This window comes from Mucilaginibacter sp. P4_D1 (assembly GCF_056401935.1).
This window is the reverse complement of the sequence record NZ_JBFUIJ010000013.1, coordinates 1-14,885: the sequence shown is the minus strand read 5'-3', so window position 1 is coordinate 14,885 and position 14,885 is coordinate 1. Positions and strand designations below refer to the sequence as shown.

Sequence of the window (14,885 nt, the reverse complement as noted above, 5' to 3'; positions counted from 1 at the left end):
ACATATAAATGAAAACCCACAACTTGTTAAAGCTTGTGGGTTTTTTAATTGGATTTGAAAAGCTGACAATTCAGTTCTTCTCCTGGCCCAGGAAATAGTGCTATATCTAAAGTTATAGAACGCTAAAATTTCTTCAATAATTTAATAACGGTCATCATCTAAATCAAGATCGTCTTCATCAGGTTGCAGGTTAAACAAACTGTTAAACATATCTGAGAAGGCAAAGCCATTATCTAAAAAGCCTTTGTTTAATTGCGAAAATTCAGACAGGCCATGCAGTACAAACTCCATCAGCAACAAAGTTTGGTTTTCGCTCAGGCGCGGATGCAGCTTTTTAACCAGGTCTTTTAAGCCGGCAACCTCAGATAGCTCTCTTTTATAGTCAATTGCCGACATGTCATCAACTAAAGCCAGGTTATTGCCTTCGCCAAACCAATTGATAATGCTGGCATAAGGGTTTACGCCTTTAGCCTTTTTAGCCTTTTCAGGATCAGGAAAAAACGTTAGCAACAATGTTTTAATAGCTTTACCTATCAGGATGTTGGCCACTTTGCCGGGGCCTTCCAGTTCGCCTTCATAAACCAATTCAATTTTGCCGGTTATAGCCGGGATAACCCCTAAAAAGTCGGTAATGCGTACAAAGGTGCCTGGTTCATGGTTCATGATCATGCGGCGTTCGGCATTGCTTACCAGGTTTTCATAAGCTGATATGGTTAAGCGCGCTGATACGCCCGATTTTTTGTCGATATACTCAGAGTTGCGGGCCTCAAAAGCAATTTGCTCAATAAGGTCTTTTACCAGGTCGTCGGCTTCAACGGTGTTACGTTGCTCGTCGGTTAACGATGCTTCCTGCTGGGTGATCTTCCTTGAAATTTCGACTGTACGGGGGTAGTGCGTTAATATCTGGCTTTCAATCCTGTCTTTTAGCGGCGTTACAATGGAGCCACGATTGGTATAATCTTCAGGGTTGGCTGTAAATACAAACTGGATATCTAAAGGCAGTCGCAGCTTAAAACCGCGTATCTGGATATCTCTTTCCTGTAAGATATTGAATAGCGATACCTGGATACGTGCCTGTAAATCGGGCAACTCGTTGATCACGAAGATACCACGGTGTGCACGCGGGATTAATCCAAAGTGAATAACACGTTCGTCAGAATAGGTTAGCTTTAAGGTGGCGGCTTTAATAGGATCAACATCGCCAATTAAATCGGCTACAGTAACATCGGGCGTAGCCAATTTTTCGGTATACCGCTCAGAGCGGTGGATCCAGCCTATTGGCGTATCGTCTCCTTTTTCTTCGATAACACTATGGCCGTACCATGATATTGGATTATACGGATCGTCAAACAGATCTGACCCTATAACATAGGGTACATATTCGTCAAGTAAATTGATTAGCAAACGCGCTATACGGGTTTTAGCCTGGCCACGTAAGCCAAGCAGTAAAATGTTGTGGCGCGATAAAATGGCTGTTTGTAAATCGGGTATTACTGTATCCTCAAAACCTATGATACCTGCAAATCCACCTTCGCGTTTTTTAAGCTGTTCTATCAGGTTAGCACGTAATTCATCCTTAACCGAACGACTTTTATAACCACTTTTTTTTAGCTGACCGAGGGTTTTTATATCTAATAATTTACTCATGTTTCTTTTATAGTCCGGAAGTCGGGAAGACCGAAAGTCCGAAAGTTTATTGATGATTTAATGTAGCTTCTTTCGGACTTTCCGGACTTTCGGACTTCCCGACTAAACTTATCTAACCGTTTTTCTTCTGTTCTTAATATAATCTTCAAAAATGTATTCACCTAAACCATTCAGCGAGCTGTAAAAGGCCTTGCCGCCATTGGTCTCTGTGAATTTACGCACAAACTGCTGCAGGTAAGGGTCTTTGGCTATCATAAATGTGGTTATAGGTATTTTTAGGCGCTTGCATTGTGCGGCCATGTTCAGGGTTTTGTTAACCACTTTTCTATCCAGGCCAATGCTGTTTTTATAATACTTGGTACCTTCCTTTAAACAGGTTGGCTTACCATCGGTAATCATGAATATCTGCTTATTGTGTGTTTTACGGCGGCGCAGCAAATCTGCTGCCAGCTCCAGCCCCGCATAGGTATTGGTATGGTAAGGGCCAACCTGCAGGTATGGCAAATCCTGTAGGGTTATGGGCCAGGCATCGTTACCAAAAACAACAATATCCAGCGTATCCTTGGGGTATTTGGTGCGGATGAGCTCGGCCAAAGCCATGGCTACCTTTTTGGCCGGGGTAATCCTGTCTTCGCCGTAAAGGATCATCGAGTGTGAAATATCTATCATCAGCACGGTAGAGGTAAGGGTTTTATAATCCATTTCCTCAACTTCCAAATCGCGTTCGGTCATCATAAAATCACCGATGCCATGGTTAACCTGGGCATTATGGATAGATTGGGTCATGTCTATCTGATCCAAACTGTCGCCAAACTCAAACTCACGGCGTTCAGCATTTTTTTCATCGCCCTGCCCTGATTGTGGCGAGCGGTGATTGCCTTTACCCGATTTTTTAAGTTTGCCAAAAATCTCCTCTAATGCCGATTGCCGGATGCTTTGTTCTGTTTTAGCCGTAATATTAAAACCGCCGGTTTGCTGGTCGTCGCTTAAATATCCCTTTTGCTTAAGTTCATCAATAAAATCGCCCATACCATAATCATCGTTGGTAAGGTTGTATTGTTTATCAAGTTCGTTTAGCCAGGCTAAAGCTTCGCCTGCATCGCCCGATGTATAGTTGAGCAACTCAAGGAATAATTTCAGTAATTCTTCAAATCCGCCTTTAGGGATCTGGTTGGGGGTAAATCTTGAAAATCCAAAACCACGCATATCTTGTCCTTTCTGTACTATAAAGGAACGGATAATTATTCTGAAAAGTTTCGCGGTATGAGGATTAAAACAAATTGTTAGGTAAGAATGACAAATGGCAGATGTGTGGGTGTGCAGATTTCAGATGCGCAGATTTTGGTATTTAAAAATGGAAGCCGCCGACATAAAGGGCCGATAGCAGTCTTTACTATCAGCCCTCAAGATATTTTGAATTTTGAATTTTTACTTTTGAATTAAATATACACCAAGCTATTCAACAACTCGGTGGGGTAAATAGGGTTGGCACCTCGCTGACTGGCAACATAGGCGCCTACGGTACATGCTTTATCAACAACCATTTGCATAGGGTGATTGGCCAGCAACCCTGCCACAAAAGTGGCCAGGAAGGCATCACCTGCGCCTACCGAATCTCCAACTTTTACAGGGCATCCGGGGCTTTCATAAAACTCATAATCGTGCCATACTATCGCGCCGTGCTCACCGCGGGTTACACATATGGTACGGTTATGGTATTTGGAGCGGAATTCAGTTATCTGGTCGCGTAAAGAGCTGTTGCTACCACCAATTAACAGGTTGGCCTCTTCTTCGTTCATTTTCACCACATCGGCGCGGGCCACAAGCGTTTCGATAGTAGATAGTGTATAATGCGGCGGGCGCAGGTTTACATCAAATATTTTAAGGGCATCAGTTTCGTCGAGCAGGTTCAGCAAGGTTTCGCGCGTTTGGGTGGAGCGGCAGGCCAGGCTACCATAAACAATGGCCGCCGAATTTTTCGCCGCGGTATTAAGCGCATCGGTAGTTTCAATACAATCCCATGAAACAGGCTCGGGAATGATGTAAGTAGCCTGGTTATTCTCGTCAAGCTGCACCGTAACCTCGCAGGTTGGGTATTCATCCTCTTGTTGGATGAGGTCGGAATACAGGCCGTTTGATTTCAGAAATTCAATCAGCATGTCGCCGCTATTATCCAAACCAACCGAGCTTGCAAAGGCAACGTTTACGCCTTGCTGTACCAGGTGCCTGGCCACATTCATAGGCGCGCCGCCCGCTTTTTTACCATCGCCAAAAGCATCCCATAAAACTTCGCCGAAGCTTAATACCTGGTTTTTCATAAAAGAGTTTTTTGTTAAGGCAGTGAAATCAAAGATAACAGGATTTTTGACACGGTTTAAGGATTTAGCAGGATTTTAATGTAAGACAAAAGTCATCGAATGTAAACTAAACAAAATCCTGTTGATACTGTCAAATCTTGAAAATCGTGTTTATATTCAACGTATGAAAAAACTTACATTTTCTTTTCTTCTTATCCTTACGGTTTGTGTGTGCCGTGCGCAGGACAAGCAAGCAATTGCCAATTTAATGTATACCCAGCAAAAAGCATGGAACCGCGGCGATGTTGAGGGTTTTATGCAGGGTTACTGGAAATCAGATTCGCTGGTATTTGTAGGCAAAACCGGCCCCGATTACGGCTGGCAAACCACATTTGATCACTATAAAAAGCGTTATCCGGATAAAGCGGCCATGGGGCAGCTTAAGTTTACCCTGTTGCAGGTTAAAGTGCTCGATGCAACTAATGCCTTCGTTTTGGGTAAATGGCACCTTAAGCGAATTAAAGATGAGCTTGGTGGTTATTATACCCTTTGGTTCCGCAAAATTAACGGCGAGTGGAAAATAGTATGCGATCATACCAGCTAAATATCATATTTGAGATTTGCTTAAAAGCTTTATACCTTTGGCCGGGATTTTAATGGATGAAAAGAGGTTTGGTTATAGGCAAGTTTATGCCTTTGCACAAGGGGCACATTGCATTAATTGATTTTGCTTTACAGCATTGCGATGATTTGATTGTTTTGGTAAGCGCCAGTTATGACGAACCTATATGGGGCAGCCAGCGGTTGGAGTGGCTGAAGGAAACCTATAAAGACAATATTAAAGTGAGGCCATGGCTGTTAAACTATGATGAAGCCGTTTTGCCAAACACCTCTGTATCCTCAGAAGGGGTGTCCCGCATTTGGGCCAATTACTTACAAAAGGAATTACCTGCTGTTGATATCATATTTGCATCAGAACCCTATGGCGCTTATATGGGGCGGTTTTTGAATTGCGAGAGCATGATATTTGACGAGCCACGCAAAATAGTACCCGTATCGGCTACGCAGATCAGGGCGAAGCCATTCGCCTTTTGGAATTTTTTGGCCGATGCTGCCAAGCCCTATTTTACCAAAAAGATATGCCTGCTGGGTACCGAATCTACCGGGAAAACAACGATGGCAAAACGACTGGCCCATCATTTTCATACGCTTGATGTTCCCGAAATGGCCCGCGATATTTTGGAGCACACCAACGAATGTACCGAAGAAGATTTACTACAGATAGCCGAACTGCATGCCAAAACCATCAACGAAAAGATAAAAGTAGCTAACAAGATTTTGTTTGTAGATACTGATCTGAATACTACCCGGTCATATAGTCACTTTTTGTTTGATAAGGATTTGCAGGTACCCGAATGGGTTGAAGCGACAAATCATTTTGATTTGTATATATACCTGGATGTTGATGCTCCCTATGTACAGGACGGCACCCGCCTTAATGAAAACGACAGGAACCGGCTGGACGAAAGCCACAAACAGGAGTTAGCGAATCATGGTATCCACTATGTGTTAATACAGGGCGATGACTGGGACGAAAGGTTTGAAAAAGCAGGTAAAGCAGTAGTGCAGTTTATTAAAACAGGGGCGGTTTAGGATTTTACTTGTTAACCCAATGCCTTTTAAAATCCGACGGATTTTGGCCCTCTATTTTATTGAATAGTTTGTTAAAGTACGATAGGCTTTCAAAACCAACAGCGTAACATACTTCGGTTACATTTTTATCCTGCATGAGCAGGTTTTTGGCAACATCAATGCGGTATTGGTTTACAAAATTGGTAAAGGTGATATTGGTTTGTTTTTTGAAGTACCTGCAAAAGGCCGCTGTGGTAAAATTTACTTTGGCCGCTACCACATTTACATCGGGGTTGCGGTTGTAGTTACTGCCTATGTATTCATACACGGCACCCATCCTGATTTTATCTTTCAAAAAAAATTGCAGGCTGATTTCATCATCATTTAAAATGGTTATTTCAGAAGAATTGGCCAGCACCTGGAAAATCTCCATCAGTGCCAATAATTGGTCGAATGAGTTTAACGCCGGTAACTGCTTTAACTTTTGTACCGCTATGCTTTTGGTTTCGCCATGAAATGCAATGCCATTGGCCGCTTTTTTAAATAGTTGATTAATAGGGGTAAACTCGGGTGTTATGGCAACGGCTGTGCCCAAAAAATCTTCTCGCAATTGAACAACAATCTGGTGATATTCGCTGCGGAGGCGGTAATCAAAATTAAGGTGGGGTAAATTGCTGCCGATCAAAACCAGGTCGCTTTGGGTATATCCCGATATGTGCGAACCAACATGCCTTATGCCTGCATCAGCCTCTACATATACCAGTTCATATTCGGGGTGGTAATGCCATAAAAAGGTATTACGGAGCCTGGGCGAAAACAGCTTGAATGATTTGCCCGGTTCAAAATCAACTACCTCTAACTGTATTTTATCCATCCATTGTCTATTGATGTTTAATAAAGATACATATTTGGTCAATGTAGAGCAAATAATGGTCATTGTAAAGAATAACCGCCTTTGCAAGGGGCGATAAATTTGTATTATTAACCAATACAAATGATGAAGACAACAGACGCCTCCATGACCATGACACCCGGACCGGAAAACGCCCATAAAGAAATCCCCGGCAATCCATCTACAGCCAAAACGAGCAGCATTCACCTTAATGAACGCAAGAACAACGAACCGTTGCGGGTATTAACCGAAGCAGACTGGAAGTTTTGGGTAGAAAATGGATACGTGATCATTAAAAATGCCGTACCTAAAGAACAGGTTGCCAAATTGGCCGCTTACCTGTGGGAATACGAAGATAAGGATGCCGATAATGTAGAAACCTGGTATAAAAGGCCCAGCGCCCAAATGCAAATGACCGAGCTGAATAACACGGGTATGGTTGAGATTTATAATCAGCAATTGATGTGGGATAACCGGCAGTACCCCAAAGTTCATGCGGCCTTTACAGATGTTTGGGGTACCGAAAAACTTTGGGTTACCATTGACAGGGCCAACCTTAACTTTCCGCTTAAACCAGGTTTTGAATACAAGGGATTTATTCATTGGGATTATGACCCCGAAACCAAGCCGCAAAATGTACAAGGTGTACTTGCCCTGGCCGACCAGACAGACGAAGCCATGGGTGGTTTTCAGTGCATTCCCGAATTGTACCGTACCTACGATACATGGAAACTTACCCAGCCTGCCGACAGGGATCATTACAAACCAGATACTACCGGTTTTAAGATAGAGAAAGTGAAACTGGAAGCCGGCGACCTGCTGATATTTAATAGCCTGCAGCCCCATGGTATTCGCCCCAACACCAGTAACAACAAAGTGAGGATAGCACAATATATAGCCATGATGCCCGCCCAGGAAGATAATGAGGAATTGAGGCAGTGGCGCATTAACAGCTGGCAAGGCCGCGAAGCCATGCAAGGCTACGCCTTCCCCGGCGACCCGATGGAGCGCGAAAAACAAAACCCGGTAGCAGAATTATCCGACTTAGGAAAGAAACTCCTGGGATTGGAGAAGTGGTAGAAAGATGATGTGCTTTGTTCTCCGTTGGCTGTGTCCTCACAGCCAACTTTTGCCGTATAGATGTTTATTCCTTTTTAGCTTTTTTCTTTCTCAAGTACTTGCTGAAAACATTAATATACCTGTCGTCAAATTTCACTTTAGTGATATCATCAAAAGCAATTTTATCAGGGATATCATAAATGAAACCTTCTCCGTTAAAAAATTCGATATGGACTTTTTTGGCGGTTATCTTTATTATCGGGCCTATACTAAATATCTCTTTAGTGGGGTCCTCAACTTCTACAATTACATTTAAGTTAGTAGCTTGTATGCTTTTAAGAGCTGATTGCCAGTTGCTCAAATCAATTTGATAGCTGATCCCAACTTTGGCGGCCTCGCCTTCGGCTATCATTATTTGTTTAAAACACTTTTCAAATTTGTTGTGCCTTATTTTCTTTACCTGTCTAACGGGTATTACACTGTAGCCATGCAGTGTAAAGTCGCCTGCTTCGTGCAGCAAAACAAGATCATCGGAAAAATCAAGAATATACCCGCTGCTTGTTTCATCGACACCCCGGGCTACCGTTCGTGTAATTTTGACGTAATTGCCTAAATGAAGTTTTAATTTATCAGCGATCATAAATGATAAGTTTTGCCTTAAAGATATAATAATACCTGTGATTGGCCGAGGTAAACTGGCTGTGAGGCAGGCAAGCGCATTAAATATTTATTGACGATGACCTGTTATTTAACTAGCTAAGGTAACAAGCTTATAATGTAAAAATAGCTATAACCATCAAACGATACCTTGTGTTTATGCATAGCCCAGGTAAAAAGATCCCAGCCCTTTAGGCTCCTTGCCTGGGCCAACAACAGGCGCAAACATTTAGATGCGTTTGAATTGCGAACAACAATAATTTAGTGTTAACCATGTTTAATTATAACATATTAATTATCAGCTGCTTAAAAATAAAATCCGTAAAATGTGTTAAGTTATGTTAACCCAGTTTGATGCGTTTGTCCTTAGGGTACGAGCATACAGCCGACGGTAGAAATAAAAATAGCGGAGAAGAAAACCTCACCGCCATAAAAAGTCTTTAATAAAACCCGAACCAGGCAACACGACCTGGCAACAGAAATCAAAAAGGTTTGCCCGCTGCAAGCTCTTTGTTAGCCCATTTAACAGCCAATTCCTCGCGGAACTTTGCGTATTTCTCCTTAAAAGCCATCTTGAGCAAGCTATCTACGCCGCCTTTAATTGCCAGGTTGTACAAGCTGGCGGCTTTGCGGGTCATGGACGCATCCCAGGCACGCAGGCTTAATGAATAGGAGCCGTCAATATATTTCATCCAGTGCCAATATCCGGTAGGCATAAACAGGGTATCGCCGTGCTCTAAAAATACTTCGGTACCTTCTACACCGTCCAGTGCAGGGAATTTTTTTACATCGGGGTTCAGCACATCATAATCCTCCAGCGCATAGGTAGCGTTAGGGATGCAGTACAGGCGGCGTTTCCATTTATTTTCAAATAATATAACGTGCTTACGCCCGCCAAAATGGGTGTGGAAAATGTGGGGTAAATCGATATCATAATGTAAAAACGTTACCGAGTTTGATCCACCGAAGAACATGCCGGGCATGCTTTCTAAAAAGCCACCCATGAGGTCTTTGGGTAATACAATATCATTTAATAATTGGGGCGCCTGTTTGAAAATATTGAAAAAGAAGATACGCAACTCTGTGGGTTTACTGCGTATCAGATCAATATACTCATCAAAAGGCATTTCGGTAGCCGATGAATTGATAGGTTTTGATGGATCGGCTTTGGAGTTATCGTACAAGGGCACCACCTTATTGCCAACAACGCTCTTAAGATATTCTGGTGTCCATTTTTCGCGGGCGGGCCATGTTTTGGTGAGGCCCTTGATTACTAATGGACGGCGCGGGTTTAAATAATTGTTCTTGAAATCCTCCGGAGAGATATTTTCAACAGTATCAATCGGCTTAAGTATAAAACTCATAAATGTTACCTTCCGGTTGGGTTAAATTTAATTAGGGATACTACAGTATTACCAAAAAGTAAACAAAGGAACGAAATAAAACACCAAAAGGTAACCGGGTGATGTCAAAAAAAATGTACCCGCTTCATCATTTACTCATAAACATAGCCTTTTTGGCATGGTTAACGGCCAGTTTTTCGTTCCAACCCATATAATACTTTGCGCTTAGTTGTTTCTTAATTGGAGTATCAAGTTGCCAAAAAGTGACCACATTTGATACCAGTTAAAAGAAGAGACCGGCGGCTATATTATCAGCGTAAAGCTTGCCGGCGGCTGTCAGATAGATGATACCATCCTTTTCAATAATCCATTCTTTATCAAAAAACTCGCGGGCCTCTATTTGCAACTGATCTGATGCGCCTTTGGCTATGGCATTCAAGCGGTTTAAATCCAGCCCCCACATGGTGCGGATGGAGGTCATGATGTATTCGTTCAGTCGGTTATTTTCGGTGAGGGTTTCCGTTTCGGCAGGTATTTTACCGCTGATGATGGCTTTAGTATATTTAGCGTTATTGGCAATATTCCATTGCCTTACCTCACCGTTATAGGAGTGTGCCGATGGGCCGATGCCCAGGTATTTAACCCCCTGCCAGTAGTTGGAGTTATGTTTTGAATATTTACCAGGTAGGGCAAAGTTTGATATTTCGTAATGCTCAAAACCATGCTCGGCCATGGCTTGCATCAAAACCATAAATTGGGCCGCGCTTTGCTGGTCGTTCATGGGCGGCTGTTTTTTTTTGCTGATGAAGGCTGCCAGGGCGGTTTGTGGCTCTACCGTCATGGAATAAGCAGATATGTGCGGGATAGACAATTCAAAAATCCTATCCAGGTTTTGCTTCCACTTGGTGTCGGTAAGTAGGGGGTAACCATAAATTAAATCGGCCGTAATGTTTTCAAAACCGGCATCCTGTACCCTTTTTACAGCCGTTTCAGATTCGCGGGCACGGTGAGCACGGTTCATCCAAACCAAATCCTCGTCAAAAAACGATTGAATGCCAATACTAAAACGGTTTACATCGGTTTGTTTAAACGCCTTTACTTTGGCCACATCCAAATCATCCGGATTGGCTTCCAGCGTAATTTCGGCGTCTGAGGCAACGGTATGCAGTTCTGTTATGGTATTAATAAGCAGGTGAATTTCATCCGCAGCCAGTACCGAAGGTGTGCCGCCGCCAAAGTAGATTGTCTCAACTGTTTCGCCGTTTAGGAAACTTTTTTGCAGCTTAATTTCGGTTACCAGTGCCTGCACCAATTCATCTTTATACTGTGGCGACGTACTAAAATGAAAATCGCAGTAATGACAAGCTTGTTTGCAAAAGGGTATATGTATGTAGATGCCTGCCATTATTTTTAGTGCTTAAATGGCAAAGGTAAGCGCAAATAGGCTTTTAATGCACACATAAAATCATCTTACTAAATCAACGGCTATTTTAACGTCTTGCCGGTGGAAGCCCCGCATCACCAGCCTCGTCGACTTTTCGGGGAATACCGATATTTCCCGGAAAATTAACCTGTATATCTTTTTGCCCTTTCGGTATCTCTATCCCCTCTTTATCAAACTCAATATATATTGCCAGCATCACGCTGCTTTTCAACCCTTGCCATTTAGAGATATCATCGGCCCAAAATAAAGCCTTAAATTCGATGGCCGAGTCGCTAAAGTTATTTAAAAATACCGATGGGGCCGGGCTTTTCATAATATCATTATTGGCCTTTATAATCCCGTTAAGAATGCTCTCAACTTTAATTACGTCTGCGCCGTAGGCAACCCTTATCAGTAGTTCCACCCGGCGGTTGTTATTGCTTAAGGTCCAGTTTATCACGTGTTGAGATATAAGGTCGCCGTTGGGTACAATAAGTTCCGATCCATCGCCACATTCAATTTTGCTTGACCGGATTCCAATTTCTTTAATTGTGCCCGATTTGCCGCTTACCTCAATAACATCGCCTACCTGCACCGGTTTTTCAAAAGCCAGTATAACGCCCGATACCAGGTTGTTTACTATATTTTGTAAACCGAAACCAATACCCACACCCAATGCACCAATAATAATAGTTACCCTATCCATAGGGATACCCGCAGCTGTTATGGCTACAAAAAAGCCAACCACAAACACGGTTAACCTGATGAGTAATATTGACGAACGGGTTTTTTTAGCCTGCGGAGTCAGCTTGGTTTGCTGTCCTGCAAAATCATAAAAATAACTGATCACCCTTGCTACCAGGCCAGATAACCATATAACGGCCACAAACACCAAAATGCTGCGGAAGGTAAATGCGGTGCTGCTTACCTGGTGCGGCGAGTTTAAAAAATCATTTGCCTGGTCATATATATAATCGTCGATGGCCAGGTTTTTAGCCAAAGCCACAAACCATAATATACCAATAATTTTAACCAGGAAACCTTTTGATTTTTTTTGTAGCTCTTTAAAATCAAGAAAAGATGTAATGTTATGTCCTGATTTTTTGTTGCCCTCTAATTGTAAAAACAAGCTTTCCATCAGTATTTGCAACAGTATATAAAAGCCCATGGCCAGGCACAGGTTTAAAGTAGCAGTAACACTAAATATTTTGGCCAGGCTAAACCGCCCCGTAATGTTTAGGAGTATGGCAAACCCATGCAGCGCTATAAATACTTTTAATATCAACTGCATATAAGGCGGGTACGCTTGTGCTGTTTGTTTTACCTGTTTAAGCAGCTGCAACGAATAATAGATTACTACTCCGGATAACAGCAACAATAAAATCCTGTCTGTGTAGGTTATCAAAACCATAAGGCTGCTGATGCAAAAAAATGTAGCAGCTATAAATAACACATAATAGAATTTATATAGCGGCCTGGGCCAGTTGTTTTTAATCAACAAGCCAATACTTGCCATCATGATTAAAAACATGGTATGCGTAAATGCCTGGGTAGGATGATCATACAGGTAAGGTGATACCAGGCTAAAAACAGTTAAGGTTGATAGGTACGGATACTTTACTATGTAATTTGTTTGTTCAAATATGCCATCGCATTCACTGTTCAATTTTGCCACTTTTTTGCGGCTGTTGTAAATCCATCCAAAAAAAGCAACTAATATCAATAAGTTTACGATGTGCGCAACAAAGTTTGATTTGTTGGTTATAAAGTAGGCGTAAAGCAGGTAAATCAAGCGGCCGGTCTTTGTAAAAGCAACACTTAGGGTGTTAGGCGTTTTACTTGGGTGTGGGTTCCAGATAAAGCCATATTCATTGGTAAGTGCATTAATTGTAAATTCGTGAATTTTTAAATCTATCCTGTCATCAAGGTCAATTAGCAAAATGGATAAGGCTGATACCCTGTTTTCGAGCAGGCCAATCCTGATCATCGATTTTTTGGCGCCGTTATCTAAATTTTGCCATTTGGTATCCAGGTCTTGCACCTGCGCAATGGTTTTGGCTCGAAGGCTGCTATCTGAAGGGGCATTGCGCAAAACAGTATCCGACTTAAATTCAGATACCTTGTCGTTAATAGCATCAAGCTGATTGTTGTAAATAGTTATCCGGTCTTCCCATGAGTCCATTTGACTTTTAAGATGATCAATGATGTCCCTGATGGTAACCAGGTTTCCCAACGTAGATGAACGATCGATGGCGTTACGCATCAAGGCCATCCGTTTCTCTAAAGTAGGTAGCTCCTGGCTTATCTCTAAAGTGTCGAAACCGCGCGACAGATCTGAATTTGTTTCCACGTATGAGGTAGTATAATCCTCAATTTTACCAAGCAGTATATTTACCGAACCATCTACATTTTTAAACGAACGAATTACAGAATCTCTTCGCAAAACCTTCTTCCGTAACGAGTCTCTTACAGATAGGTGGACCTTCTTTTTTTTGACCTGGGCGGGGCAGTCCTGGGTTAATGCCAGTATAGCAATTAAAAAGAGGCAGATGGTTTTAAATAGGTTTTGCATTATCAATTATACGTAATAGATATTGTTGAAGTATTGCCGGTAGCCAAATAGTTTTTAAACTATCGGGAGTTTGAATAATTATACTGATAACGGTATTAACAGAGCAATTGTGTTTGCTGTTTTTATTATTTAACGAGAACAGGGTAAAGGGAGAGGAAGATTAGCGCTAAGTTTAAATTTTCAAGTATTTGATTGTAATAAGTAGATGTAATTTTTATACCTAAGTGTCGAATTTAAAGAACAACGTAAATCGCTCGCTTAAGTTAATAAAATCGCGTGCGCTGATTAAGGTATATTTCTCCGGTGTTAGAAGTGATGCCCCGTTTTTTTTGATTGCTTACGGGACGTTAAGTACCGGCTATAATTCACTACAATATTTAATGCAAATTGTTAGTATGCAAAAGAGTTAGTGAAAAAGTATAAATATATAATTATCGTTTAAAACGTATTAAATATCAAAATTTATCTGTGTTGTATTTTGATTTATCAAAACTGTTAATTGATATTATGATATATATAATGACATAGATTAAGCACCATGCTGTCATGCAAAATAGTGCTATTTGAAACTCTTGTAATTTTTCGTTAATTAAAGTTGGAAAAATTTCGCAAAAAACTATCAACGATATCATTGCCACTCCTAAATAGCCAACTCTTTTATATATTTTCATGAATTTCTATGTGTAATTCTGTATTATTTACGAAAAGTAATTTTAATTAAATTGTTTAACAAAAAAATATAATTTAATTAAAAATAATTTTTATTGRCAAATTTACCGTAATTACGAATGAATTTATTGATAAAGTAAATTATTTTCATTTCAATTCTATTTATTAATTTGTTTAATTTTTTTCAATTAATTTTTCGTGTAAAAAACTCATTAAAAAAAATATCGTGTTTTTTTTTAAAAAATATTTTTTTTTATTGAAAACGATATATATCTTGTGGCGTTCAATTTTTAATTAACAATTAAACTTATTTTCCTTATGAACCTAATACTTGTCACTTACAAGGATTTTAACTCACTTAAAACCTACTATTTGTTTTTAATCTTTTGTATTTGTGTAGTTGCTTTGACGGCAGTATTTAATTTTATATTAATGTCAGATACGGTAATATATAACTATTATTCACAACAGCTTGGTGCGGATAGGATAGAGGAATTTATTAACCTTCAAAAAAAATACCAGTATTTAGGGTATATCATATTGCCAATTTGTTACTCAATTAAATTTTTTTTAATCAGCATGTGTTTAATGGTCGGTGCTATTTTTAGCAACTTCAAAATAAGCTTTTCAAAGATTTTTAAAATTGTCATTATCAGCGAAACCATCTTTCTTATTCCGCTTATCATTAAAATAA

The 14,885-nt window shown here is 40.8% G+C and carries 12 protein-coding genes; 4 read left to right on the top strand and 8 right to left on the bottom strand.

Features of this window, described 5'->3' with window-relative positions; all coding sequences use genetic code 11:
* Positions 1 to 141: 141 nt before the first annotated feature.
* The 3 genes from AC1DV1_RS13630 to AC1DV1_RS13620 all read right to left on the bottom strand — a co-directional run bounded on the left by AC1DV1_RS13630 (position 142) and on the right by AC1DV1_RS13620 (position 3,965).
* Positions 142 to 1,647, bottom strand: a complete 1,506-nt coding sequence (locus AC1DV1_RS13630; RefSeq protein WP_477360018.1) for a sigma 54-interacting transcriptional regulator — start codon at positions 1,645 to 1,647, stop codon at positions 142 to 144.
* A 108-nt stretch (positions 1,648 to 1,755) separates the two neighbouring features.
* Complete coding sequence (locus tag AC1DV1_RS13625; RefSeq protein WP_477360016.1) at positions 1,756 to 2,853, bottom strand: vWA domain-containing protein; 1,098 nt, start codon at positions 2,851 to 2,853, stop codon at positions 1,756 to 1,758.
* Between the two features lie 233 nt (positions 2,854 to 3,086).
* A complete protein-coding gene (locus AC1DV1_RS13620) occupies positions 3,087 to 3,965 on the bottom strand; it encodes a carbohydrate kinase family protein (protein ID WP_477360014.1) in 879 nt (292 codons plus the stop codon).
* A 163-nt stretch (positions 3,966 to 4,128) separates the two neighbouring features.
* Between AC1DV1_RS13620 and AC1DV1_RS13615 the strand changes: the two genes are divergently transcribed.
* Both AC1DV1_RS13615 and AC1DV1_RS13610 read left to right on the top strand, forming a co-directional pair.
* The gene (locus tag AC1DV1_RS13615; RefSeq protein WP_477360012.1) at positions 4,129 to 4,548 is read left to right on the top strand and encodes a YybH family protein; all 420 of its coding nucleotides are present in this window, start codon (positions 4,129 to 4,131) and stop codon (positions 4,546 to 4,548) included.
* A gap of 56 nt (positions 4,549 to 4,604) precedes the next feature.
* Positions 4,605 to 5,597 (top strand): AAA family ATPase, encoded by a 993-nt coding sequence (locus AC1DV1_RS13610; protein WP_477360010.1) that lies wholly within the window; start codon positions 4,605 to 4,607, stop codon positions 5,595 to 5,597.
* Between the two features lie 4 nt (positions 5,598 to 5,601).
* Here AC1DV1_RS13610 and AC1DV1_RS13605 read toward each other — a convergent pair whose 3' ends face one another.
* The gene (locus AC1DV1_RS13605) at positions 5,602 to 6,450 is read right to left on the bottom strand and encodes a helix-turn-helix domain-containing protein (RefSeq protein ID WP_477360008.1); all 849 of its coding nucleotides are present in this window, start codon (positions 6,448 to 6,450) and stop codon (positions 5,602 to 5,604) included.
* A gap of 120 nt (positions 6,451 to 6,570) precedes the next feature.
* Here AC1DV1_RS13605 and AC1DV1_RS13600 point away from each other — a divergent pair, with 120 nt between their 5' ends.
* Positions 6,571 to 7,548: a phytanoyl-CoA dioxygenase family protein gene (locus AC1DV1_RS13600; protein WP_477360006.1), complete on the top strand. Its 978-nt coding sequence runs from the start codon at positions 6,571 to 6,573 to the stop codon at positions 7,546 to 7,548.
* A 64-nt stretch (positions 7,549 to 7,612) separates the two neighbouring features.
* Here the strand turns inward: AC1DV1_RS13600 and AC1DV1_RS13595 are convergent, their stop codons facing one another.
* From AC1DV1_RS13595 to AC1DV1_RS13580, 4 genes are all read right to left on the bottom strand, one after another.
* On the bottom strand, positions 7,613 to 8,167 hold the full coding sequence (locus AC1DV1_RS13595; protein WP_477360004.1) for a hypothetical protein: 555 nt from the start codon (positions 8,165 to 8,167) through the stop codon (positions 7,613 to 7,615).
* Between the two features lie 499 nt (positions 8,168 to 8,666).
* Positions 8,667 to 9,548 (bottom strand): cupin-like domain-containing protein, encoded by an 882-nt coding sequence (locus tag AC1DV1_RS13590; protein WP_147053222.1) that lies wholly within the window; start codon positions 9,546 to 9,548, stop codon positions 8,667 to 8,669.
* A 262-nt stretch (positions 9,549 to 9,810) separates the two neighbouring features.
* Complete coding sequence (gene hemW, locus AC1DV1_RS13585; RefSeq protein ID WP_477360002.1) at positions 9,811 to 10,932, bottom strand: radical SAM family heme chaperone HemW; 1,122 nt, start codon at positions 10,930 to 10,932, stop codon at positions 9,811 to 9,813.
* Positions 10,933 to 11,017: 85 nt separating this feature from the next.
* Entirely contained in the window at positions 11,018 to 13,522 is a 2,505-nt protein-coding gene (locus AC1DV1_RS13580; protein ID WP_477360000.1) for a mechanosensitive ion channel family protein, read from the bottom strand.
* 987 nt (positions 13,523 to 14,509) lie between these two features.
* Here AC1DV1_RS13580 and AC1DV1_RS13575 point away from each other — a divergent pair.
* A partial coding sequence (locus AC1DV1_RS13575; protein WP_477359998.1) for a hypothetical protein occupies positions 14,510 to 14,885 on the top strand: 376 nt, incomplete at its 3' end.